This is a genomic window from Brevundimonas sp., from assembly GCF_019636155.1.
GTDB lineage: Bacteria > Pseudomonadota > Alphaproteobacteria > Caulobacterales > Caulobacteraceae > Brevundimonas.
Genome location: NZ_JAHBYB010000003.1, coordinates 110,170 through 132,636 on the forward strand (window position 1 = coordinate 110,170; position 22,467 = coordinate 132,636).

Annotated in this window: 22 protein-coding genes; 19 read left to right on the forward strand and 3 right to left on the reverse strand. The window is 69.0% G+C overall.

Annotated elements, in window-relative coordinates:
* Positions 1–144 precede the first annotated feature (144 nt).
* On the forward strand, positions 145–1,185 hold the full coding sequence (locus KF910_RS04410) for a hypothetical protein (RefSeq protein ID WP_292259055.1): 1,041 nt from the start codon (positions 145–147) through the stop codon (positions 1,183–1,185).
* A gap of 4 nt (positions 1,186–1,189) precedes the next feature.
* On the opposite strand, the gene KF910_RS04415 is transcribed toward KF910_RS04410, so the two are convergent.
* Both KF910_RS04415 and KF910_RS04420 read right to left on the reverse strand, forming a co-directional pair.
* The gene (locus tag KF910_RS04415; protein ID WP_292259057.1) at positions 1,190–1,645 is read right to left on the reverse strand and encodes a MaoC family dehydratase; all 456 of its coding nucleotides are present in this window, start codon (positions 1,643–1,645) and stop codon (positions 1,190–1,192) included.
* A gap of 4 nt (positions 1,646–1,649) precedes the next feature.
* On the reverse strand, positions 1,650–2,636 hold the full coding sequence (locus tag KF910_RS04420; RefSeq protein WP_292259059.1) for a threonine ammonia-lyase: 987 nt from the start codon (positions 2,634–2,636) through the stop codon (positions 1,650–1,652).
* An 86-nt stretch (positions 2,637–2,722) separates the two neighbouring features.
* Here KF910_RS04420 and polA point away from each other — a divergent pair, with 86 nt between their 5' ends.
* The 5 genes from polA to KF910_RS04445 all read left to right on the forward strand — a co-directional run bounded on the left by polA (position 2,723) and on the right by KF910_RS04445 (position 9,858).
* On the forward strand, positions 2,723–5,629 hold the full coding sequence (gene polA / locus KF910_RS04425) for a DNA polymerase I (protein ID WP_292259061.1): 2,907 nt from the start codon (positions 2,723–2,725) through the stop codon (positions 5,627–5,629).
* A 43-nt stretch (positions 5,630–5,672) separates the two neighbouring features.
* Complete coding sequence (gene dinD, locus KF910_RS04430) at positions 5,673–6,524, forward strand: DNA damage-inducible protein D (protein ID WP_292259063.1); 852 nt, start codon at positions 5,673–5,675, stop codon at positions 6,522–6,524.
* Entirely contained in the window at positions 6,517–6,834 is a 318-nt protein-coding gene (locus KF910_RS04435) for a GNAT family N-acetyltransferase (protein WP_292259064.1), read from the forward strand. Before dinD ends, KF910_RS04435 begins: the two co-directional genes overlap by 8 nt.
* Positions 6,835–6,910: 76 nt before the next feature.
* Positions 6,911–8,677 (forward strand): hybrid sensor histidine kinase/response regulator, encoded by a 1,767-nt coding sequence (locus KF910_RS04440; protein ID WP_292259066.1) that lies wholly within the window; start codon positions 6,911–6,913, stop codon positions 8,675–8,677.
* Positions 8,674–9,858, forward strand: coding sequence for an NAD(P)/FAD-dependent oxidoreductase (locus KF910_RS04445; protein ID WP_292259068.1), 1,185 nt, complete (start codon positions 8,674–8,676; stop codon positions 9,856–9,858). Before KF910_RS04440 ends, KF910_RS04445 begins: the two co-directional genes overlap by 4 nt.
* A 4-nt stretch (positions 9,859–9,862) precedes the next feature.
* On the opposite strand, the gene KF910_RS04450 is transcribed toward KF910_RS04445, so the two are convergent.
* Entirely contained in the window at positions 9,863–11,575 is a 1,713-nt protein-coding gene (locus KF910_RS04450; RefSeq protein WP_292259070.1) for a hypothetical protein, read from the reverse strand.
* Between the two features lie 160 nt (positions 11,576–11,735).
* Here KF910_RS04450 and KF910_RS04455 point away from each other — a divergent pair, with 160 nt between their 5' ends.
* The 13 genes from KF910_RS04455 (at position 11,736) to pnp (ending at position 22,425) form a co-directional block, all read left to right on the forward strand.
* Positions 11,736–12,500 carry a hypothetical protein gene (locus KF910_RS04455; protein ID WP_292259072.1) on the forward strand — a complete coding sequence of 255 codons (765 nt, stop codon included), beginning with the start codon at positions 11,736–11,738 and terminating at the stop codon, positions 12,498–12,500.
* 214 nt (positions 12,501–12,714) lie between these two features.
* Positions 12,715–13,419 carry a response regulator transcription factor gene (locus KF910_RS04460; protein ID WP_292259074.1) on the forward strand — a complete coding sequence of 235 codons (705 nt, stop codon included), beginning with the start codon at positions 12,715–12,717 and terminating at the stop codon, positions 13,417–13,419.
* Entirely contained in the window at positions 13,388–15,016 is a 1,629-nt protein-coding gene (locus KF910_RS04465; protein ID WP_292259076.1) for a stimulus-sensing domain-containing protein, read from the forward strand. Before KF910_RS04460 ends, KF910_RS04465 begins: the two co-directional genes overlap by 32 nt.
* Positions 15,013–15,459 (forward strand): HPr kinase/phosphorylase, encoded by a 447-nt coding sequence (locus tag KF910_RS04470; RefSeq protein WP_292259078.1) that lies wholly within the window; start codon positions 15,013–15,015, stop codon positions 15,457–15,459. The genes KF910_RS04465 and KF910_RS04470 overlap by 4 nt, the downstream gene beginning before the upstream one ends.
* A 69-nt stretch (positions 15,460–15,528) precedes the next feature.
* Positions 15,529–15,933 carry a PTS sugar transporter subunit IIA gene (locus tag KF910_RS04475; protein WP_292259080.1) on the forward strand — a complete coding sequence of 135 codons (405 nt, stop codon included), beginning with the start codon at positions 15,529–15,531 and terminating at the stop codon, positions 15,931–15,933.
* On the forward strand, positions 15,930–16,220 hold the full coding sequence (locus KF910_RS04480; RefSeq protein ID WP_292259082.1) for an HPr family phosphocarrier protein: 291 nt from the start codon (positions 15,930–15,932) through the stop codon (positions 16,218–16,220). Before KF910_RS04475 ends, KF910_RS04480 begins: the two co-directional genes overlap by 4 nt.
* 50 nt (positions 16,221–16,270) lie before the next feature.
* Entirely contained in the window at positions 16,271–16,771 is a 501-nt protein-coding gene (locus KF910_RS04485) for a hypothetical protein (protein ID WP_292259084.1), read from the forward strand.
* A 55-nt stretch (positions 16,772–16,826) separates the two neighbouring features.
* Positions 16,827–17,441: a hypothetical protein gene (locus KF910_RS04490; protein ID WP_292259086.1), complete on the forward strand. Its 615-nt coding sequence runs from the start codon at positions 16,827–16,829 to the stop codon at positions 17,439–17,441.
* A gap of 44 nt (positions 17,442–17,485) precedes the next feature.
* The gene (locus tag KF910_RS04495; RefSeq protein ID WP_292259087.1) at positions 17,486–18,118 is read left to right on the forward strand and encodes a DUF2459 domain-containing protein; all 633 of its coding nucleotides are present in this window, start codon (positions 17,486–17,488) and stop codon (positions 18,116–18,118) included.
* Between the two features lie 63 nt (positions 18,119–18,181).
* Entirely contained in the window at positions 18,182–18,631 is a 450-nt protein-coding gene (gene rbfA, locus KF910_RS04500) for a 30S ribosome-binding factor RbfA (protein WP_292259089.1), read from the forward strand.
* Positions 18,631–19,563 carry a tRNA pseudouridine(55) synthase TruB gene (gene truB, locus KF910_RS04505; RefSeq protein ID WP_292259090.1) on the forward strand — a complete coding sequence of 311 codons (933 nt, stop codon included), beginning with the start codon at positions 18,631–18,633 and terminating at the stop codon, positions 19,561–19,563. The genes rbfA and truB overlap by 1 nt, the downstream gene beginning before the upstream one ends.
* 89 nt (positions 19,564–19,652) lie before the next feature.
* A complete protein-coding gene (gene rpsO, locus KF910_RS04510; protein ID WP_292259091.1) occupies positions 19,653–19,922 on the forward strand; it encodes a 30S ribosomal protein S15 in 270 nt (89 codons plus the stop codon).
* A 271-nt stretch (positions 19,923–20,193) separates the two neighbouring features.
* Positions 20,194–22,425 carry a polyribonucleotide nucleotidyltransferase gene (pnp, locus tag KF910_RS04515; RefSeq protein ID WP_292259093.1) on the forward strand — a complete coding sequence of 744 codons (2,232 nt, stop codon included), beginning with the start codon at positions 20,194–20,196 and terminating at the stop codon, positions 22,423–22,425.
* The last annotated feature ends 42 nt before the right edge of the window (positions 22,426–22,467 follow it).

Sequence of the window (22,467 nt, forward strand, 5' to 3'; positions counted from 1 at the left end):
GGCGGGTGCGTTCCCGTCGTTCAGTTTCAGCCCAGAGCGCGCCTCATGTCCCTCGCGCAAAATCGTCGCCGACGAGCAGCAGGACATCAATTCTGACTTGGCTTTAATTTGACGCGGCGCCCCCGCCTCCCGCCTTGTGGCGGCATGATCAAGCTGACGGTTCTGGTGGGCGCCCTGGCGTGCCTGGGGTGTTCGGCGCCGCCTCAGGCGCAGTCGGGGGCGAGCCAGGGAGCTAGCGTCGTGACGGCGGCGGTGGTCGAGGCGGTGCGCCCCGGCGGTCCTCATCCGGTGGGTGTGGCCGAGGGTCCGGCGCTGGCGTCCGGGGCGGCGACGCGGCTCTACTATCCGGCGGCGAACGCGGGCGGCGAGGGGCGGGCCGAGAGCCCCAGCCCCGATCACCGGGCCAATCTGGCGCGCCGGTTCGGGGCGGATGCGGCCGAAATCCTGGCCCAAGCCGTGACGGCCGCCAGTCAGAACGCGGCGCCGGCCGCCGGCCGCTTCCCCCTGGTGGTGTTCCAGCCGGGCGCCTCCATGGGCGGCGGCGACTATCGCCTGCTGCTCGAGGATATCGCCAGCCGAGGCTATGTCGTCCTGGCCCTGAGCCCCGAAGGGTCGCCCCCGGTGTCGGGCGGACGCTATCGCCAGGCGGCGGCCGAGCTGGTCGAGGCGGTCGCCCTGGCGCGGTCGGGCGCCGTGGCGGGGATCGAAGGCGACCGGGTTGCCGTGATCGGCCATTCCCTGGGCGGGGCGGCGGCTGTCATGGCCCTGGCGGACCTGCCGGGCGCGGTCGCGGTGAACCTGGACGGCGACTACAACGGGCCGACGCGCATCCCGGCGGATGGCCGTGTCCTCTATCTGCTGGGCCGGACCGAGGGCGAGGCGGACCGGTCCCGGGACCGGCGCGCCCGGGCCTGGCGCGAGGCGGTCCAGGGGGCGGGCGATGCCGTGGCCTTGCAGGTCGCGGATGTCCGGCATTTCGACTTCGCCGACGCCGCCCTGATTCAGGATGCGGTTCCCCAGGACCGCCGCCGCACCCGATTCGGCCCCATCGGCGGCGCGAAGGCCCATGCCCTGACCACGGATCTGGTCGCCGGCTTTCTGGACAGCCGCCTGAAGGGCCAGGCCGACGCCTGGTCCGCCGCCCGGGCGCGCCACCCCGAGGCGGCGGCGCCCACGACCTGGTGACGCCTCAGCCGTCCACCATCTGCATCGACAGCCATTCGGCGATCAGGGCCGGCTTTTCGCCGCCGTCGATCTCGACCGTCAGTTCGTGCCGGATCAGCCAGCGGCCGCCGCCCTTGTCCTCGGCGCCCAGCAGCTTGAACCGCCCGCGCACCTTCGATCCGGCCGGAACCGGCGCCAGGAAGCGCAATTTGTCGAAGCCGTAGTTGACCCCCATCACCACCCCGTCCAGCGGCTGGACCGCGTCATAGCTCATGGCCGAGGCCAGGCTGAGGGTCAGGAAACCGTGCGCAATGGTCCCGCCGAACGGGGTCTGTTTCGCCAGTTCGGGGTTCACATGGATGAACTGATGATCCTCGGTCACCTGGGCGAAGGCGTCGATGCGGGCCTGGTCGATCTCGAACCAGCGCGAGACCCCGACCTCCTGGCCGATCAGGGATTGCAGGTCGGATGGTGCGGGCATGGGCTCAGTCTCCGGCGGGGGTGAAACGGTCTTCGATGATGGCGGCGAACAGGGCCGGATCGACATTGCCGCCCGACAGCACCCCCACCGTGGTCAGGCCCTGGGTCGGAACCTTGCCCGCCAGCAGGGCGGCCAGGGACACCGCCCCGCCCGGTTCGACCACCAGCTTCAGCACACGGAAGGCGTAGCGCACGGCCTGGGCCACCTCGGCGTCGGTGACGGTCTCGATCCGGTCCAGCCGCCGGTTGATCGGAAAGGTCAGCTCGCCCGGCCGGTCGGTCATCAGGGCGTCGCAGATGGACGGATGGACCACCGGCGGATGGGTCAGCCGTTCGCCCGCCGCCAGCGAGATCTGGGTGTCGTTATAGGCCGCCGGCTCGACGCCGATCACCCGCGTGTCCGGCGACCGCGCCGCCATCGACAGATTGATGCCCGCGATCAGCCCCCCGCCCGAGGCGCCGCACAGCAGTTGGTCGATTGGCGCATCCGCCTGTTCCAGGATCTCCAGCCCCGTCGTGCCCTGGCCCTCGATGACGAAGGGATCGTCGAACGGCCGCACCAGGACCGAACCGCGCGTGGCGGCGATCTCTTCGCCGATGGCCTCACGGCTTTCGGTGTAGCGGTCATAGGTCCGCACCTCGCCGCCGAAGCCGATGACGCCTTCGACCTTCACCCTCGGGCTGTCGGCGGGCATGACGATGATGGCGGACGTTCCCACCATGCGCGCAGCCGCCGCCACCGCCTGGGCGTGGTTGCCGGACGAATAGGCCACGACGCCGCGCGCCCTTTCCTCGTCCGTCAGGCGGCTGATGCGGTTATAGGCGCCGCGGAATTTGAAGGCCCCGGCGACCTGCAGGTTTTCCCCCTTCAGCAGCACCCGCCCGCCCAGCCGCGCGTTCAGGGCCGGGCTTTCGATCAAGGGCGTGCGCACGGCGTGGCCGGCGATCTGGCGGGCGGCGTCCAGGACGCCATCGAACGAGGCGGTGTGCATGGCGCCACCTAAGCCGATGCGGACGCGGGCTCCAAGAGGCGATCTGGCCGATGACGGCGCGCCAGCCTGCCCCTATGTTGCCCGCCATGACCGATGCGACCGACGCCGCGACCGAAGCCGACCGCCCCCTGACCCAGGACGGTCCCGCGATCCGGCTGTGGCTGATCGACGCCTCGGCCTACATCTTTCGAGCCTATCACGCCCTGCCGCCCCTGACGCGCAAGTCGGACGGCCTGCCGGTCGGCGCGGTCCAGGGATACTGCAACATGTTGTGGAAGCTGATCCGCGACATGAAGGGGGCGGACGGCCCGACCCACCTGGCGGCCATCTTCGACCATTCGGAAAAAACGTTCCGCAATGACCTCTATCCCGACTACAAGGCCCACCGCCCGCCGCCGCCGGAAGACCTGATCCCGCAATTCCCCCTGGTGCGCGAAGCCACGGCCGCCTTTGGCGTCCATTGCGTCGAACTGCCCGGCTATGAGGCTGACGACCTGATCGCCACCTATGCCTGCAAGGCGCGGGATGCGGGGGGCGAGGCGGTGATCGTGTCTTCCGACAAGGACCTGATGCAGCTGATCGGGCCGTCGGTGGTCATGTGGGATCCGATGAAGGACCGCCGCCTGGCCGAGGAGGCGGTATTCGAGAAATTCGGCGTCACCCCGGACAAGGTGGTCGAGGTCCAGGCCCTGATCGGCGACAGCGTCGACAATGTGCCCGGCGCTCCCGGCATCGGCCCCAAGACGGCGGCCCAGCTGATCGGCGAGTTCGGCGATCTGGAAACCCTGCTGGCCCGCGCCGGCGAAATCAAACAGCCCAAGCGGCGCGAGACCCTGATCGAATACGCCGACCAGATCCGCCTGAGCCGCGAACTGGTCACCCTGACCTGCGACGCCCCGGCGCCCGAGCCGATCGACGACTTCGTGGTCAGGGATCCCGATCCGGCGACCCTGTCGGCCTTTCTGGAGAAGATGGAGTTCCGGTCCCTGTCGCGGCGGGTCGGGGACGGCAAGGCGGCGGCCCATGACGGATCGGCCTTTGCGCCCAAGCCCATGTCGGCCCCGGTGGCCACGCCACGCTACGCCCCGGCCGAAGCGCCGACGCCCGTCGAGGGTCAGGCCTTCGATCACGACGCCTATGTCTGCATCCAGACGCTGGAGGATCTGGACGCCTGGATCGCGCGGGCCAGGGCGGCGGGCGTGGTCGGGTTCGACACCGAGACGGACGCCCTGTCGGCCACCCACGCGGGCCTGTGCGGCGTGTCGCTGGCGCTGGGGCCGAACGACGCCTGCTACATCCCCCTGACGCATGAACACCCCGAGGCGGCGGGCGCCGGCGGGGGGCTGGATTTCGGCCAGGCGCCGGCGCGCGAGCCGATCACCCAGATCGACAAGGCGACTGCACTCGCCCGGCTGAAGACCCTGCTGGAAGACCCGGCGGTGCTCAAGGTCGGTCAGAACATCAAATACGACATGGCCGTGATGGCCCGGCGCGGCGTGCGCGTGGCGCCGATCGAGGACACCATGCTGATCAGCTATGTGCTGGACGGCGGCCTCTATGCCCACGGCATGGACGAGCTGTCCAAGCGCTGGCTGGGGCACGAGCCGATCGCCTTCAAGACCGTGGCCGGGACGGGCAAGGCGCAGAAGAGCTTCAAACATGTCGAGCTGAAACCGGCGACCTGTTACGCCGCCGAGGACGCGGACGTGACTTTGAGGCTGTGGCGCCTGCTGAAGCCGCGCCTGGCCGAAGAGCGGCTGGTCACAGTCTATGAAACGCTGGAGCGCGGCATGCCCGCCGTCCTGGCGGACATGGAGCTGGCGGGGGTGCGGATCGACCCGGACCGGCTGCGGCGCCTGTCGCACGAGTTCGGCCTGAAGATGATCGAGCTGGAGGCGCGGGCGCACGAACTGGCCGGCCGTCCCTTCAACCTGGGCAGCCCGAAGCAGATCGGCGAGATCCTGTTCGGCGAGATGAGCCTGCCGGGCGGCAAGAAGACCGCCACCGGACAATGGGGCACCGACGCCAGCGTGCTGGAAGACCTGGCCCTGACGCACGACCTGCCGCGCGCCCTGCTGGACTGGCGCCAGCTGTCCAAGCTGAAGGGCACCTATACCGACGCCCTGACGGCGGCCGCCGATCCGAAGACCGACCGGGTGCATACGTCGTATCAGCTGGCCGCCGCCTCGACCGGGCGTCTGGCGTCCAGCGACCCGAACCTGCAGAATATCCCCATCCGCAACGAGATCGGCCGCCAGATTCGCCAGGCCTTCATCGCCGCGCCCGGCCATGTGCTGATCAGCGCCGACTACAGCCAGATCGAACTGCGCCTGCTGGCCCATATCGGCGACATCGCCGAGCTGAAGCGGGCGTTCAAGGCCGGGCTGGACATCCACGCCGCCACCGCGTCCGAGATGTTCAACGTGCCGATCGAGACCATGGACGCCGAGACCCGCCGCCGGGCCAAGGCGATCAATTTCGGCATCGTCTACGGCATTTCCGCCTTCGGCCTGGCCAACCAGCTGGGCATCGATCAGGGCGAGGCCGGAGCCTACATCAAGACCTATTTCGAGCGCTTCCCCGGCATCCGCGACTATATGGACAAGACCAAGGCCCAGGTGCGCCAGGACGGCCATGTCACCACCCTGTTCGGACGGCGCATCCACATCCCGGCCATACATTCAAAGTCGGGCGCCGAGCGTCAGTTCGGCGAGCGGGCGGCGATCAACGCCCCGATTCAGGGCTCGGCCGCCGACATCATCCGCCGCGCCATGATCCGCATGCCGGACGCCCTGAACCGCGCCGGCCTTGAAACCCGCATGCTGATGCAGGTGCACGACGAACTGGTGTTCGAGGCCCCCGAATCCGAGGCCGAGGCGGCCCTGACCCTGATACGCGGCGTCATGGAAGGCGCGGCCGAACCGGCCGTGGCCCTGAGCGTGCCCCTGGTCGTCGACGCCAAGGCCGCCGCCAACTGGGACGCGGCGCATTGAGGTCGGGATTGACAGTTTGTTGCTGTTTTGTTCTCATTGAGACATGAGTCAGAACCCGCCTTCGAGCCTTGGTCCGCAGTCCTTTGAAGCGATCCGTCGCGAGGATGAAGGCGCCGAATTCTGGCTCGCGCGCGAACTGGGGCCGGTGTTGGGCTATCAGGACTATCGCAATTTCGTCGCGGTGATCGAGAAGGCGAAGATAGCCTGCCGACAGGCGAGGTCGGAAATTTCCGACCATTTCGGTGACGTCACCATAATGGTCGATATAGGCTCCGGCGCGCAGCGGGAAATCCGCGACATCCGTCTGTCGCGCTACGCCTGCTATCTGATCGTTCAGAACGGTGATCCGTCCAAGCCGGTGATCGCCCAGGGCCAGACCTATTTCGCCGTTCAGACGCGCCGCCAGGAATTGCAGGACCAGCCCGGCTTCGGCGCCCTGTCCGAGGATGATAAGCGACTGATGCTGAGGCGTGAGATGGCGCATCACAACACCGCCCTGGCCTCGGCCGCGCGACAGGCGGGGGTGGAGACGCCGCTGGATTATGCGGTGTTTCAGGATCACGGCTATCGCGGCCTGTACGGCGGCCGGTCACAGCGTGACATCCACGCCGCCAAGGGCCTGAAGAAAAGCCAGAAGATCCTGGATCACATGGGCAGCACCGAACTGGCCGCCAATCTGTTCCGCGCGACCCAGGCCGAAGACAAGCTGCGGCGCGACGGCGCCTCGACCAGGGCGCAGGCGAACGATATTCACCGGGACGTGGGCCGCAGGGTGCGCGCGACCATCGCCGATCTGGGCGGCGTCATGCCCGAGAACCTGCCCGCGCCCGACACCAGCATTGGACAGCTGGAGCGTCGTCGCGCCAAGGCTGTGAAAGGCCCGACCGATGACTGACGCCGCTCCCGATCCCGACGTCCGCGACAATACCGAGGCGCGCCGCTACGAACTGACCGTCGAGGATCAGACGGCGGTGGTGATCTACAACCCGGTGGCCGGCGGCCTGCTGATCACCGAGACCATCGTGCCGATCCCGCTGGAAGGGCGCGGGATCGCCAGCCGGATGGCGCGCCATGTGCTGGCCGACATAAAGGCGCGCGGCCTGGTCGTCCTGCCCACCTGTCCGTTTTTCTCGGGCTATCTGCAGAAACATCCCGAATGGGCGGACATCGTGCACCCGTCCTATCGAACCGCCCTGGGGTTGTAGGCGGGCTCGAAAAGCGCCGTTCACCACTCCTTTGCCGCTTGGGGTCTAGGAAGACCGCCTGAGCGGGAGAGTAGGCTTGCAGCGTCTGTACGATTCGGTTTCGCCCCAACTGACCACCAGCGCGCGCGAGCGGCGCGGCCAGATTCCGGTGCGCATCCTTCTGGCCCTGCTATTGGCCTGGTCCCTGCATTCGGTGGGGCGCAATGAACTGATCCTGCCCTGGCTGGCGATCAGCGCGGGGGTCCAGCTGTTCGAGGCCTGGGCCCTGGCGCCGTTCCGCCGCGCAGAGGCTGTCGCCGGCGACAAGGGCCGGATCGTCCTGACGGCCCTGGCGTCGACCGTGGTCATGGCCGTCGTTCACGCCGTGACAGCCCTTCTGATCTGGCTGGAGGGCGACAAGACCCTGGCCACGGTGGCGGTGCTGATCCTGGCCGGCGGCCTGCTGAACAACATCGCCTCGGGCATCGAATCGCGCCTGCTGTTCTTCCTGGGCGCCACCCCCTATCTGGTCGCCCTGGCCGCCATGCCCTTGACTCAGATGGTCGAGTGGCGCTGGACCCACCTGCCGCTGCTGGCCACCTGTGTGGTGCTGTTCTTCGGCGCCGTGCTGGGGGTGTGGTCGCGCACCCATGCGGCGCGCCGTTCAGAAGGCCGCGCCCTGATCGACGCCGAGACCCGACTGGAACAGGCTGAAACCGCCATGGCCGACCGCGCCGCCATGGCCGCCATCGTCAGCCACGAACTGCGAACCCCGGTCAGCGCCATCCTGGCCAGCGCCCAGGTGATCCGCGACGGGGCGCGACCCGAGGGGACCCCCGAGGCCGCCGATCTGATCATCGACGCGGGCCGGCTGATGACCGGTATGCTGAACGACCTGCTGGACCATTCCAAGATCGAGGCGCGCGGCATGACGCTGGAGGCGCGCGATTTCGACCTGGCCGAATTCACCGCCGAGGCGGCCCGTTTCTGGTCCGCGCCCGCGGCCGAGAAGGGGCTGACCTTGGTTGCGCGCGGCCCGGTCGAGTCCCTGTGGCTGAAGGGCGATCCGCACCGGCTGCGTCAAATCGTCAACAACCTGATCTCCAACGCCCTGAAATTCACCCCGCGCGGAGACGTCGTGCTGGATGTTCGGGCCGACCCCGCACCGAATGGCGGGCGGCGACTGGTGCTGAGCGTTCGCGACCAGGGCCCGGGCATAGCGCCCGACGCCATGGCGCGGCTGTTCTCGCCCTTCGCCCAAGGGTCCGCCGAGGTGGCCCGCACCTATGGCGGCACCGGTCTGGGCCTGACCGTCAGCCGCGATCTGGCCCGGCTGATGGGCGGCGACCTGACGGCCGATGGAGCCGAGGGCGGCGGCGCCGTCTTCACCCTGGACGCGATGCTGCCGGAAGGCCGTCCCGTTGATCGCGCCGACCAGATGCAGGCCGCGCCCCGCGATCTGGCCCGTCGCCTGCGCGTCCTGGCCGTGGACGATCACGAGGTGAACCGCCGCACCCTGGCCCTGGTGCTGCAGCCGCTGGAAGTGACCCTGAGCGCCGTGGCCAGCGGGGCCGAGGCGCTGGAACTGCTGGCGGCCGAACGGTTCGACGTCGTGCTGATGGACGTCAACATGCCCGGGCTGGACGGCAATGAGACGACGCGGCGGCTGCGCGCGGGCGCCGGGCCGAACCGCGACGCGCCGGTGATCGGCTTCTCGGCCGGGGTCGAACCGACCCAGGTCGCCGCCTGTCGCGAGGCGGGCATGACCGACTGGCTGCCCAAGCCGCTGGAGCCGGCGCGCCTCTATGCGGCGCTGGAGCGGGCGATGACGGAACCGGCCCAGGCTGATACTCAGGCGGCATGACCGCCTCCGCCACGGATGTCCTGATCGTCGGCGCCGGCGCCGCGGGCATGATGTGCGCCATAGAGGCGGGCCGTCGCGGTCGGCGCGTCGTCGTGGTCGATCACGCCGCCGCGCCGGGCGAGAAGATCCGCATTTCGGGCGGCGGACGCTGCAATTTCACCAACCTGGGCGTGGGCCCCCACGCCTTCCTGGGCGGCAATCCGCGCTTCGCCACCTCGGCCCTGAAGCGGTTCAGCCAGCACGACTTCATCAAACGCGTCGACGCCGCTGGCATCGCCTGGCACGAGAAGACATTAGGTCAGCTGTTCTGCGACGGCAGCGCCAGACAGATCATCCGTATGCTGACCGACGACATGGCGGCGGCGGGCGTGACCCTGAAGCTGGGAACGGCGGTGGAGGCGGTCGAGGAAGGCGACGGCTTTCGCGCCCGCCTGTCGGACGGATCGGCCCTGACGGCCGCCAGCCTGGTGCTCGCCACAGGCGGCAAGTCGATCCCAAAGATGGGCGCCACCGGCTGGGCCTATGACACGGCGCGGCGCTTCGGCCTGGCCGTGACCGAGACGCGGCCCGCCCTGGTTCCCCTGACCTTCGAGCCAGGCCTATTGGCCCAGACGGCGCTGTTGTCGGGCCTGTCGGTCGATGCCGTGGTGACCCACGGGCGCACTCGGTTCCGCGAAGGCCTGCTGTTCACTCATCGCGGGGTCAGCGGGCCGTCCATCCTGCAGATCAGCAGCTATTGGCGCGAGGGTGAGGCGATCACCATCTCCATGGCCCCCGATGTCGATGCGTTCGAGACCCTGCGTGTCGCCCGCGCCGACAACGGCCGCCAGGCGGCGGCCACCGCCCTGGGCCATGTCGTGCCGCGCCGCCTTGGCGACGCCGTGCTGGCGCGGCTGGGCGTGTCCGGCAATCTGGGCGACCTCTCGGACAAGACGCTCCGCGCCCTGGACCAGGCGATCAACGGCTGGACCCTGAAGCCCGTGGGGTCGGAAGGCTATCGGACGGCCGAGGTCACCCTGGGCGGTATCGACACCGCCGGCCTGGACCAGAAAACCATGGCCAGCCGGACGCGGCCGAACCTCTACGCCATCGGCGAGGCCGTGGACGTCACCGGCTGGCTGGGAGGCTATAATTTCCAGTGGGCCTGGTCGTCTGGCTGGGCCGCGGGTCAGGCCTGCTGAAGCGTCAGGCCGCCAGGCCGGCGGCCTTCATCATCGGCCGCAACTGGACCAGGGCCTGGGGGTCGGCGCCCAGGGCGGCGCGGGCGTCGGGCGCACGCAGCAGTTTCAGCGCCTCGGCCTTGGCCCGGTCGGCGGCGGGCCCGGTGGGGGCCGTGTCGCCGGCGGCCAGGCGCAGCAGCAGGCCCAGCTTCTGCACGGCCGGCGCCGGAGCTCGCGCCAGCTGGACGGTCAGACGGGCGTCGGCCTCGACCAGCCCGCCCAGGACGCCGATGGCGTCGCAGATCGCTTGCTCGTCGTGCTCGGTCAGGGCGGCGGTCCTGACCGACTTCTGCAGTCCGGCCAGGATGTTCAGCTTCTGCGCCGCCGTGCCGCCCGACTGGCGCATCTCGGTCTCGAAACGCAGGGACGAGACGCAGGCGGCCAACCAGCGCGCGGCCGACCGCTTGTTGGCCCCGCCGGTCACGTTCTCACACAGCCGGGTCAGCAGTTCGGCTTCGCACAGAACGGTGTCGCAACCCTTCACATAGGCGGCGACGAAGTCGGCGGTGACCAGGGTCTTGGACCGTTCGACGAAGGCGTTCTGGACCTCGTCCAGGGTCAGCAGCCGCCCGGCCGTCGCCGTCAGGGCCGTGGCCAGGGCGCGCAGGATGTCGATCTCGCCGGGCGCGTCGCTGGGCCTCAGGCGGCGGGGGCTCATCAGTTCGCGCACCACCATCCGCGCAAGGGCGGCGGCCAGCAGGGGAAATTCGCCTGCGGCCAGATGGTCGCCCAGACGGGCGGCGGCGCCTTCGACAGGCGGGATCAGCAGCTCCAGCCGGGGATCGAAACGGATCAGGGCCTCGACCTCGCGCGGGGCGGCCATGCGGACCACGGCCGCCAGACTGGCGCCCTGGTCCAGGGACGGGCCCAGCACCTGGGCCAGGTTGGTGCGCTGGGACAGAAGCTCGCACAGGAATTGCTCGACGGGCACCAGGACCAGGGCGCGCGGCGGCCCGTCGGCTGGGGCGCCGTCGACGATGTCCATCAGCCGCTCCAGCCGCGCCCGGGCGCCCTTGGCGTCCCCCACGAAGGCGCAGACGGCGCCGCCCATGGCGAAGGCGCGATCCGACGATCCGGCCAGATGGACCGCCACCTCGGCCACGCGGCGCTGGGACAGATCGGGGAACAGACCTCGGCGGCCCGCCAGGATGACGCGCTCCACCGTGCGGTCGGCCAGTTTCTGATAGTGGCGCACCAGATCGTGGACCGACTGGCCGGTGGCCTGGCTCTCGGGCACGGCGACGCGCTGGATGGCATGCTGAATCTCGACACCCGAGGCTTCCAGCTTCTCGGCCAGATCCGGGCGATGCAGCAGCTCGAAGGCCGTCACGCCGTTGCGGCCCAGCCAGTCTTCCATCACCTGGGCCAGGCGTTCGCGGGCGTGCGGGGCGTAGAGGTCCTGGGGGCTGGAGCAGACCGAACCGCCGCCCGACTCCTCGACCAGCCGCTTGCGCTTCACCTCGGGCGCGCCCTTGGTCAGGACGGTGAAGCTGGCGAACTCCATCGTGTCCGGATCCAGGGTCTCCTTGGTCACGCGCACGGCGGCGGCGCGGTCGTCCTTCAGCAGGTCCTCGGCCGTCTCGATCGCGGCCTTGCGGTCCTCGGTCGCCATAAGCAGCGACCACGGCGCGGGCGCCGTCTTGCGGATATAGACTTCGTAGTGGACGGGGCCGGCCATGAATCGCTTTCGGACGCTAAGGCCGTCACCTTGAAGCATAAGGTTTTAAGGGAGGGTTTTTGGGCGGTGGATGCGACGCACTGCTCATCCGGGACGCTTGCCGTGCGCTTGTGTGTAAGTCCGGCTTCTTATAACGTTGATACTGAAGGGGGTGGGATAAATGCGGGTACTTGCTGGAATATTCGCCGTTCTGCTTGCGTTGGTGATCTGGGACGATCCTGCCTTTGCTCAGGGGGTCTACGCTCCGATCTCCGTCACTGGGTATAATCGCGATGAAATCGCGGAGGCTTTTCCGGCGGTATCCTCGACGACCGCCGATGTCGATGGCGTGAGGTGGACCTGGGTGGCGCGCAGCTTTCCTGGCTCCACCATAGGCCTGCCCCTAGATCGAAAACTGGAAACCTCCACGCACCGATTTCTCCTTAATTCCTATTCAACAAACAATGTCTTACGTCTCCTGAACTCGACAGGAACCCTAACGCTGGATGCCCCGAAGGCGTATCCGAGCATAAGCATTCTGGCGTCGAGCGGTAGCGGATCCGCCAACACCACGGTGCAGGTCAATTTCGTCGGCGGAGATGTTTATGTTCACCCCGCTTTCACGGTCTCGGATTGGTTTCTCGGCGCGAGCCCGTTTCCGTCTTTCGGCAGAGTCGACCGGCAAACCGACGCCGTCGAGAACCTCCCTGCGGGCGGACTGCTGCATGTTTATGACATCTCCATACCGCCCGCACAGGCATCCTTGCCCATAGAAAGCATCGCCATCCGATCTAATTCGGCGACCACCGTTTTGAACGTCATGGCGGTGGCGGGGTATGTGCCCCCCGCTGTTCCCACCCTCGGTTCATGGGCGATTTTCCTGTTCGGCGGTTTGCTCTTGGGAGGGGGCGCGGCCTATGCGCGGTTTACACGGTCGGCCGCCTGACGCCCGATCATTGAAGGCCGCCTCCTGGCCTCCCGCCATCTCAGAGGTTTTCATGGCGAGCTTGATGCTGGAGGGCGGATAATTTGCGCCTTCGGCAGGTGAACCCCATTTCCAGCGGCCCAAATCTAACCGCGATCCCGTAGAACGGTTACGCTTGCCACGCGTTCCAGCGTGAGTCGGCCGCCACGCGGGGCCGCGATCAGAGGAGAGACCCTTGGCCAACATCACCCTGGTGGATGACGACGAAAACATCGTGGCGTCGGTCTCGCTGGCGCTGGAGAGCCATGGTCACACGGTCACGGCCTATCACGACGGCGCGACCGGGCTGGAGGCCCTGGAGGCCACCCCGCCCGACCTGGTCATACTGGACGTCAAGATGCCGCGCATGGATGGGATGGAGGTGCTGCGCCGCCTGCGCCAGACCAGCCAGATTCCCGTCATCATGCTGACCTCCAAGGATGAGGAGATCGATGAGATCCTGGGCTTCAACCTGGGCGCCGACGACTACATCCACAAACCCTTCAGCCAGAGGCTGCTGATCGAGCGGGTCAAGGCCCTGCTGCGTCGCTCGGGCGCCGACGGGGGCGAGCCGGAGCCGGCGGGCGAAGGCTCGGGCAAGGCCATCCGTCGCGGCAAGCTGAGCATGGATCCGGCGCGCCACGAAAGCACCTGGGACGGCAAGCCGGTCAAGCTGACCGTCACCGAATTCCTGCTCCTGCAGGCCCTGGCCCAGCGGCCCGGCTTCGTGAAGAGCCGCGACAACCTGATGGACGCCGCCTACGACGATCAGGTCTATGTCGATGACCGCACCATCGACAGCCACGTCAAGCGGATGCGAAAGAAATTCCGGGCCGTCGATCCCGAGTTCGACGCCATCGAGACCCTTTATGGCGTCGGATACCGATACCGCGAAAGCTGATCCGGCCGACCGGCCGGGCCGGGACGTCGAGGACGAGGGCCGCCCCCGCGTGCGCCTGGGACGATCGCGCCTGGGCGCCTTCATCCTGGCGCTGAACCTGCTGAGCCTGCTGATCCTGTTCGGCGGGGCCCTGGCCCTGAACGAATGGCGCCGCGGCCTGGTCGAGGCGCGTCAGGAATCCCTGACCGTCCAGGCCGAGCTTCTGGCCAATCTGCTGGGCGAGGCGGGGGCGACGCGGGGCGAGCCGCGCCCCATGCTGAACCCCCTGGACGCCGCCCTGCTGCTGCGCGACAAATTCATTCCGACGGGCCAGAGGGCGCGGCTCTACGACCAGGACGGCCTGCTGGTGACAGACAGTTTCGCGGTGTCGGAGGCCATTTCCGGCGCGCCCCTGCCTCCCGCCCTGCCGGCCGGGGTCACGGCGCCCCAGCCGGGGGAACCCGCCCGCGCCCGCGACGACCGCCGCCAGGACAAGGCCGCCGCCGAATTGGCCGCCGAGGTCGAGCGGGCCCTGACCGGAGAGCCCCAGGCCGGGGTGCGGCGATCCGAAACGGGGGACCAGGTGGTGTCGGTCTCCATTCCCGTGCGCCATGTGCAGCAGGTTCTGGGCGTGTTGACGCTGGAAGCCGGAGACGTGGACGAGATCCTGTCGGCCCAGCGGCGGGCCCTGGTGCCCTTCGCCCTTGTGGCCCTGATCGTGTCCCTGCTGTCGTCCCTGGTGCTGCATCTGTTCGTGGCCCGGCCGGTGATGCGTCTGTCCCTGGCGGCGGACGAGGTGCGGATGCAGCGGGCGCGCGCCATCTCCCTGCCCGACCTCGAGGACCGCAAGGACGAGATCGGCGACCTGGCCCGCGCCCTGGAGAGCATGACCGACACCCTGTCGACGCGGATGGACGCCATCGAGGGCTTCGCCGCCGACGTCAGCCACGAGATCAAGAATCCCCTGACCTCGATCCGCTCGGCGCTCGAGACCCTGGCCCTGGTCAAGACCGACGCCCAACGGGAGACGCTGACCGCCTTGCTGCAACAGGACGTGCGGCGGCTGGACCGGCTGATCACCGACATCTCCAACGCCTCGCGGTTGGATGCCGAACTGTCGCGCGAGCGGCCGCGCCCGATCGACCTGGGCGAACTTCTGGCCGAGGTGACCCACATCTATCAGGCCACGGCCAAGCCGGGAGAGGCGGCGGTGGTGCTGGAGATGCGCGACGGCGTCGACAGCCCCGTCTCTGGCCGCGACGGGCCTCTGGGCCAGGTGTTCCGCAACCTGATCGACAACGCCCGCTCGTTCAGCCCGCCGGGCGGAACCGTGCGGGTTCTGCTGGACCGCGAAGCCGGCGAGGTGCGCGTCCGGGTCGAAGACGACGGGCCGGGCATTCCGCCGGACAATCTGGCGACCGTGTTCGAGCGGTTCTACACCTCGCGGCCCAAGGGGACGGCCTTCGGCGCCAACTCGGGCCTGGGCCTGTCCATCGTGCGCCAGATCGTCGAGGCGCACGGCGGCCGCGTCTGGGCCGAGAACCGTGCGGGGCCTGATGGCGCGGCGGCGGGCGCGCGCTTCACCGTCGTCCTGCCCGAAGCCGCGCGCCGGGGATGACCCAGCCGCTGCACGCCACCGTGGTCGCGCGCCATCATGCCGACGGCTGGCGCGGGGTGATGCTGAGGGGCGCTTCGGGCGCGGGCAAGAGCGACCTGGCGCTGAGGCTGGTTCAGGCCGGATTCCGCCTGGTTGCGGACGACTACGCCTGGGTCTGGGCCTCGGACGGCGCCCTGTTCGCCCGGTCGCCGGCCATGATCGCCGGCCGGATCGAGGCCCGAGGCCTGGGCCTGTTGACGGCGCCGACACTGGAACTGGCCCGGATAAGGCTGATCATCGACCTGGTTCAAAACCCGGTGGAGCGGATGCCGGAACCGCATTTCGAGACCCTGGATGGGGCGGCCGTGGCGGTCCTGGCGCTGGACCCGAGGCCGGCCTCGGCGGTCGCCGTGGTCGCAGGGGCTCTGGCGGGGTTTGATCGCGGCGCGGTTTGGCCTATCTAGGCCGGCTTGCGGTCTTGTCGGGCGTCGGCCCGAGGACGCGGCATGGGGCTTTGTCTTGGCGGTTCCTCAATGATCGGCCTGGTGATCGTCACCCACGGGGGCCTGGCCTCCGAATTCCTCTCGGCGATGGAGCATGTGGTCGGCCCGCAACGCGGGGTGGCCGCCATCTGCATCGGGCCGGAGGACGACATGGAGCGGCGCCGCCGCGACATCGTCGACGCCGCCGCGGCGGTGGACGACGGCGACGGGGTCATCCTGCTGACCGACATGTTCGGCGGCACGCCGTCCAACCTGGCCATCTCGGTGATGGAGCAGACCCGGGCCGAGGTCATCGCCGGACTGAATCTGCCCATGCTGATCAAACTGGCCAGCGTGCGCGGCCGCGAGAGCCTGGACGCCTGCGTCGCCGCGGCCCAGGACGCCGGGCGCAAATATATCTCGGTCGCCTCCTGGGTGTTGTCGGGGGAAAAATGAGCGAGACCGTTCCCGGCGCCGCCAAGGCCGTCGTCAACATCTGCAACCAGCGCGGTCTGCACGCCCGCGCCTCGGCCAAATTCGTCAAACTGGCCTCGAACTACGACTGCGAGGTGCGGGTGACGCGTGACGGCGTCACCGTGGACGCCCGCTCGATCATGGGGCTTCTGATGCTGGGCGCCGGCAATGGCTGCGGCGTCGAGATCGAGGCCGAGGGCGAGGGCGCCCAGGAGGCCGTCGCCGCCCTTGCCGACCTGGTCAACCGCCGCTTCGACGAAGATCAGTAAGATCGCCGACCCTGCACGATTTCGCCGCAAACCGGGGTAAGGTCGGGGTCATGAGATCGTCCGCCGCCGCCCTTGTCCTGTTCGCCGCCGTCTCGGCCGCCGCGCCCGCATGGGCGGACACCCGGCTTCTGGCCTATGACGCGGCCGACCGGGTGACCCAGGCCCTGACGCGCGGGGTGACGCTGGAGGTGGTGCGGCGCGGCCTACTGGGCGGGACCACTGTGCGGCGCATACTGTCGACCACGGCACGAGGCTCGGCCGACATCACCCTGGGCGGGCCGGACGGGGTGCGACGGGTCCTGCCGGAGGGCGCCGAGGCTGTCTCGATCTACACAATCCCGTCCGAGGGCGACGGACGCGGCCTGACCCGCGCCCTGTGTCCGGGGGCGGACCAGGCCTATCTGCTGCTGGGCCGGGTGCGGGCGGGGCGGCCCCTGACCATCCACGCCGCCGGCCGCTGGAGCGACGGCGCCTTCCGCCACTGCGTGACCCTGAATTACAGCTATCGCGGCGAATGGGCGGCGCCGCCGGCGCCGCGCGCGGCCGGCTGATCCGCCTGTCACGGGAATTTCGCCACCTTCGCCGTCCGGACGCGTTAGTCTGGCCATGATGACCGTTTCCGCCCGCACCCGTCCGTCGCCGCCGCGCCCTGTCGGCCGGGCCCTGGCCGCCGTGCTGTTTCCCCTGGCGCTGATCCTGGCCGTGCTGGTCGTGGACGAACCTTCGGCCACGGCGGTCTGGAACCAGGCGGCTCAGGCGGCGGGCGAGGCCTGGACCGCCGCGCGCACGCGCCTGGCGCCCTCCGCCCCCGACGCGGCGGTCGCCCGGGACGGTCCGATCCTTCAGGGCGACTTCCGCGCTGGCGATGACCGGACCCGCGCCCTGACCGGCCAGGTCGCCTTCGTGCGCGCCGAGCTGCGCTTTGAAACCGGCGGCCTGCTGAAGACCCGGCCGGACCGGATCGGATTCGGGCGCCAGGTTTCGGACGCGGCCGGCGCGACATTCGCCGCCCTTTATGGCGCCGGACCCGAGGACCAGATCGAACTGCGCCAGGTCCTGCCCGGCTCGGCAGCCGGGCTGTGCGACGGGGCCACGCCGGGCTGGATCGGCCTGTGGCATGCCGGCGACCGGGTGGTGCTGATCCCCTTCCGTCCCGGACCGCCGCCCGGCCCCGCCGCATCGCCCGAATCCCCGTGCGCCGCCCTGACCTATCGCCGCTGACCGGCGTCCTCCTCGGGGCTGTGCTGGGTCTGGCAGTCGCCCTGATGAGCTGGACACGGCCGGCCCAGGCGCCGTTTCCGGCCTCGACCGACGGCCCGGCGGTCGTCGCCTATCTGCTGGACAACGGCTTCCACACCGACCTGGCCCTGCCGCGTGACACCCTGGCCGCCGACGGCGGTCCCCTGGCCCAGGCCCTGGATCGCGTCCCGCCCGGCGACTGGATCCTGGTCGGCTGGGGCGACGCCCGCTTCTATGTGGACCAGAGGCCGATCCATCACCGCCTGCCGGACGGCGCCCGGGCCTTCTTCGCCCCGAGCAACGCCTCGGTGGTCATGCTGGACCCCTATGGCGGCGATCCGTCCCGCCTGGGTCCGGACCGGGGCCGCCGCGCCCTGGCCTTGTCGCCCAAAGGATTCGCCGCCCTGCGCGCGCGGGTCGAGGCCTCGCTGGCGCTGCGCGACGGCGCCCCCATCCTGGCGGCGCAGAGGCCCGGCGACGACACCCGCTTCTTCGCCTCGACCGAGACCTTCGGCCTCGGCCACCTGTGCAACCACTGGACGGCCCAGTTGCTGAACGCGGCCGGGGTTCCGGTGCGGCCCTTCCGTTCGATCGTCTCCAGCGAACTGCTGGCGGCCGTCGACAGGGCCTCGCTGGACAGGGCGTCCGAGGGGGACTAGACCGCGCGCCTTCGTTTCCTCAGCCGGGTCCGATCCCCGGCGGCGAAGACAAGGAGCCGCCCCATGGGCCGCAAACAGCACACCCGCAACGCATCCGGCCCCCATGGCCCGTCCCAGCGCCAGCTGCGCGCCGGCGAACTGATCCGTCACGCCCTGGTCGATGTGCTGCGCGAGGAGCAGATTCACGACGCGGCCCTGGACGGGGTGTCGATCACCGTCACAGAGGTGCGGATGAGCCCGGACCTGCGCCACGCCACCTGTTTCGTCGAACCCCTGGGCGCCGGGGTCGAGGCGGCGGTCACGACGGGGCATGAAAGCGAGATCATCAAGGCGATGAACGAACACGCCAAATTCCTGCGCGGGCGGCTGGGGCCCAAGCTGGACATGAAATTCACGCCGGACCTGAAATTCCGTCACGACGAGAGCTTCGACAACGCCAGCCACATCGACCGGCTGTTCAACGACCCGCGTGTCCGCGCCGACCTGGAACGTCACGACGACGAGGGCGAATAGTGGGCCGCCGCAAGTCGGGGCTGGCCATCCACGGCTGGGTCTGTCTGGACAAATCCGCCGGCCTGGGATCGACCGAGGCGGTGACGCGCGTCCGCCGCCTGTTCGACGCCAACAAGGCGGGCCACGCCGGGACGCTGGATCCCCTGGCCGACGGCATCCTGCCCATCGCCCTGGGCGAGGCGACCAAGACCGTGCCCTTCATGATGGAGGCGCGCAAAGCCTATCGCTTCACCGTCAACTGGGGCGTCTCGACCGACAGCGTCGACCGCGAGGGGCGCGAGATCAGCCGTTCGGACGTGCGGCCGACGCCAGACGCCGTGCGCGCGGCCCTGCCCGCGTTTGTCGGCGACATCCAGCAAGTCCCGCCGGCCTTTTCCGCCATCAAGGTGAACGGCCAGCGCGCCTATGACATGGCGCGCGAGGGGGCGGCGGTGGAGCTGTCCGCGCGCGCGGTGACCATCCATTCGGCCGAGGTGACCGCCGCGCCCGACGCTGATCACGTCGAGATCCGCATCGAGACGGGCAAGGGGGTCTATGTCCGCTCCCTGGCCCGCGATCTGGCCGCCGTCCTGGGCGCCGAAGGGCACGTCAGCGCCCTGCGGCGCGAGCGGGTGGGGCCGTTCTCGACGGAAAACGCCGTGACGCTGGATTTCCTGGCCGATCTGGTGCATAGGGACGCCGCCTTTGAGGGCCTGCTGCCCGTTTCGACCGCCCTGGACGACATCCCGGAGCTGGCCGTGACGGAACAGGACGCCTTCTCGCTTCGGCAGGGACGGCCGATCGTACTGCTCCCCCGACAGGTTGAAACCTTGAAGAGCCGGCTTCGTGACGGCTCCCGCATCGTTTCCGTCTTTCAGGGTCAGACGCTCGTCGCTCTCGGTTCGTTGCGGGCCGGTCGGCTCGAACCCGACCGCGTTTTCAACCTGTCCTGACGCTCTCCGCAAGGAGCCGAAAGGACGCCCAACGCCCTCAAGCAGCGAGCCTCCGCGAGGCGAGCGATAGGGCAAGAAAGGGAATACCGATGTCGATCACTGCTCAACGCAAGCAGGAAGTCATCGCCGACAACGCCCGTGGCACGGGTGACACCGGCTCGGCCGAGGTTCAGGTCGCGATCCTCTCGGAGCGCATCGCCAACCTCACCGAACACTTCAAGACCCACAAGAAGGACAACCACTCGCGCCGCGGCCTGCTCAAGATGGTCTCGCAGCGTCGTCGCCTTCTGGACCACCTGGTGAAGGTCGATAAGGAGCGTTACACCGCCCTGATCACCAAGCTGGGCCTGCGCCGCTAAGCGCGGAAACAACGAGATTCGAGGCGCGGGCCACGTCCGCGCCTCTTTCCGTATCTAACGACCGCCGCGCGCCGCGGTGTTTTGTATCGGCGCACGGACCCTTGAACCGGTCCGACACTCAACACGACGCGAGGGCCAAGCCGGTCCTCATCTTCCCGGGTTCGCCGCGATGGCGCGGCCGCCCTTGGACCGAAGGACTGAACGCCCGACGCTCCGCCCCACTGATGGGACTCCGGCCGGAATACGCCGCCCGGACTACGAAAGACGAGACATGTTCGACATCAAACGCAAGACGATCGAATGGGCCGGCCGCCCGCTGACGCTGGAGACGGGCCGTATCGCCCGCCAGGCCGACGGCGCCGTTCTGGCCACCTATGGCGAGACCGTGGTCCTGGCCACCGTCGTCTATGGCCGCGCGCCCAAGCCGGGCCTGGATTTCTTCCCCCTGACCGTCAACTACCAGGAAAAGACCTTCGCCGCGGGCCGCATCCCCGGCGGCTATTTCAAGCGTGAAGGCCGCCCGACCGAGAAGGAAACCCTGGTCAGCCGCCTGATCGACCGTCCGATCCGCCCCCTGTTCGTCAAGGGCTTCAAGAACGAGACCCAGGTCGTCGTCACCGTGCTGCAGCACGACATGGAGAACGACCCCGACATCGTCGGTATGGTCGCCGCCTCGGCCGCCCTGACCATCTCGGGCGTGCCCTTCATGGGCCCCATCGGCGCCGCGCGCGTCGGCATCATCGACGGTGAGATGGTCCTGAACCCGGCCGTGGACCAGATGGGCGAAAGCCAGCTGGACCTGGTCGTCGCCGGCACCGCCGACGCCCTGATGATGGTGGAATCCGAGGCCAAGGAGCTGTCGGAAGAGACCATGCTGAAGGCGCTGATGTTCGCCCACGCGGGCATGCAGCCGGTCATCGACGCCATCATCGAACTGGCCGAACACGCCGCCAAGGAGCCGTTCGACTTCGCCGCCGAGGATCACTCGGACGTCGTCGCCTCGATCAAGAAGCTGGTCGGCGCGGACATCAAGACCGCCTACACCCACGCTGGCAAATACGACCGCCGTTCGGGCGTCGATGCGGCCAAGAAGACCGCCGCCGCCGCCCTGGTGAAGACCGACGAGAACCCCGACGGCGTCGACGCCTCGAAATTCGCCGCCGCCTTCAAGGAGTGCGAAGCCGAAGTCCTGCGTCGCGACATCATCGAGAACAGCCACCGCGTCGACGGCCGCGCCCTGGACAAGGTCCGCGCCATCGTGTCGGAAGTCGGCGTCCTGCCGCGCACCCACGGCTCGGCCCTGTTCACCCGCGGCGAGACCCAGGCCCTGGTGGTCGCCACCCTGGGCACTGGCGAGGACGAACAGTACATCGACAGCCTGACCGGGACATACAAAGAGAAATTCCTGCTGCACTACAACTTCCCCCCCTATTCGGTGGGTGAAGCGGGCCGCATGGGGTCGCCCGGCCGTCGCGAGATCGGCCACGGCAAGCTGGCCTGGCGCGCCATCCGCCCGATGCTGCCGACGACCGAGGACTTCCCCTACACCATCCGTCTGGTCAGCGAGATCACCGAGTCCAACGGTTCGTCCTCGATGGCCACGGTCTGCGGTTCGTCGCTGGCGCTGATGGATGCGGGTGTGCCGCTGGTCCGCCCCGTGTCGGGCATCGCCATGGGCCTGATCCTGGAGCCGTCGGGCGAGTTCGCCATCCTGTCGGACATCCTGGGTGACGAAGATCACCTGGGCGACATGGACTTCAAGGTCGCCGGCACCCGCGAAGGCATCACCAGCCTGCAGATGGACATTAAGGTCGCCGGCATCACCGAAGAGATCATGACCAAGGCCCTGACCCAGGCCTCGGCCGGTCGCCTGCACATCCTCGATGAGATGGACAAGGCCATGACGGCGCCGCGCGCCGAACTGGGCGAGTTCGCGCCCAAGATCGAAACGGTCAAGATCCCGGTCGACAAGATCCGCGAAGTGATCGGCTCGGGCGGCAAGGTGATCCGCGAGATCGTCGAAAAGACCGGCGCCAAGATCGACATCGGCGACGACGGCACCATCAAGATCGCCGCCAACGACCAGGAGAAGATCGAGGCCGCCAAGGAATGGATCAACTCCATCGCCGCCGAGGCCGAGGTGGGCAAGATCTACACCGGCAAGGTGGTGAAGGTCGTGGACTTCGGCGCCTTCGTGAACTTCTTCGGCGCCAAGGACGGCCTGGTCCACGTGTCGCAGATGGCGCTGGAGCGCGTCGCCAACCCGGCCGACGTCGTGTCGGAAGGCCAGGAGGTCAAGGTCAAATTCCTGGGCCTGGACGACCGCGGCAAGACCAAGCTGTCGATGAAGGTCGTCGACCAGGCCACGGGCGAGGACATCACCGACAAGATCAACGCCGAGCGCGCCGAACGGGGCGAGCCGCCCCTGTCGGAGGACACCGGCGGCCGTCCGCGTCGTGACGGCGATCGCGGCGGCGACCGCGGCCGTCGCCGTCGCGACTGATCTACGGCTTCAGCCTGACATGAAGAAGGCGGCGCTCCTCGC

Bases quoted from the DNA above. Each gene is read 5' to 3' on its own strand.
- KF910_RS04410 (WP_292259055.1), top strand. From the start codon at position 145: ATGATCAAGCTGACGGTTCTGGTGGGCGCCCTGGCGTGCCTGGGGTGT.
- KF910_RS04415 (WP_292259057.1), bottom strand. From the start codon at position 1,645: ATGCCCGCACCATCCGACCTGCAATCCCTGATCGGCCAGGAGGTCGGG.
- KF910_RS04420 (WP_292259059.1), bottom strand. From the start codon at position 2,636: ATGCACACCGCCTCGTTCGATGGCGTCCTGGACGCCGCCCGCCAGATC.
- polA (WP_292259061.1), top strand. From the start codon at position 2,723: ATGACCGATGCGACCGACGCCGCGACCGAAGCCGACCGCCCCCTGACC.
- dinD (WP_292259063.1), top strand. From the start codon at position 5,673: ATGAGTCAGAACCCGCCTTCGAGCCTTGGTCCGCAGTCCTTTGAAGCG.
- KF910_RS04435 (WP_292259064.1), top strand. From the start codon at position 6,517: ATGACTGACGCCGCTCCCGATCCCGACGTCCGCGACAATACCGAGGCG.
- KF910_RS04445 (WP_292259068.1), top strand. From the start codon at position 8,674: ATGACCGCCTCCGCCACGGATGTCCTGATCGTCGGCGCCGGCGCCGCG.
- KF910_RS04450 (WP_292259070.1), bottom strand. From the start codon at position 11,575: ATGGCCGGCCCCGTCCACTACGAAGTCTATATCCGCAAGACGGCGCCC.
- KF910_RS04455 (WP_292259072.1), top strand. From the start codon at position 11,736: ATGCGGGTACTTGCTGGAATATTCGCCGTTCTGCTTGCGTTGGTGATC.
- KF910_RS04465 (WP_292259076.1), top strand. From the start codon at position 13,388: ATGGCGTCGGATACCGATACCGCGAAAGCTGATCCGGCCGACCGGCCG.
- KF910_RS04470 (WP_292259078.1), top strand. From the start codon at position 15,013: ATGACCCAGCCGCTGCACGCCACCGTGGTCGCGCGCCATCATGCCGAC.
- KF910_RS04475 (WP_292259080.1), top strand. From the start codon at position 15,529: ATGATCGGCCTGGTGATCGTCACCCACGGGGGCCTGGCCTCCGAATTC.
- KF910_RS04480 (WP_292259082.1), top strand. From the start codon at position 15,930: ATGAGCGAGACCGTTCCCGGCGCCGCCAAGGCCGTCGTCAACATCTGC.
- KF910_RS04485 (WP_292259084.1), top strand. From the start codon at position 16,271: ATGAGATCGTCCGCCGCCGCCCTTGTCCTGTTCGCCGCCGTCTCGGCC.
- KF910_RS04490 (WP_292259086.1), top strand. From the start codon at position 16,827: ATGATGACCGTTTCCGCCCGCACCCGTCCGTCGCCGCCGCGCCCTGTC.
- KF910_RS04495 (WP_292259087.1), top strand. From the start codon at position 17,486: ATGAGCTGGACACGGCCGGCCCAGGCGCCGTTTCCGGCCTCGACCGAC.
- rbfA (WP_292259089.1), top strand. From the start codon at position 18,182: ATGGGCCGCAAACAGCACACCCGCAACGCATCCGGCCCCCATGGCCCG.
- rpsO (WP_292259091.1), top strand. From the start codon at position 19,653: ATGTCGATCACTGCTCAACGCAAGCAGGAAGTCATCGCCGACAACGCC.
- pnp (WP_292259093.1), top strand. From the start codon at position 20,194: ATGTTCGACATCAAACGCAAGACGATCGAATGGGCCGGCCGCCCGCTG.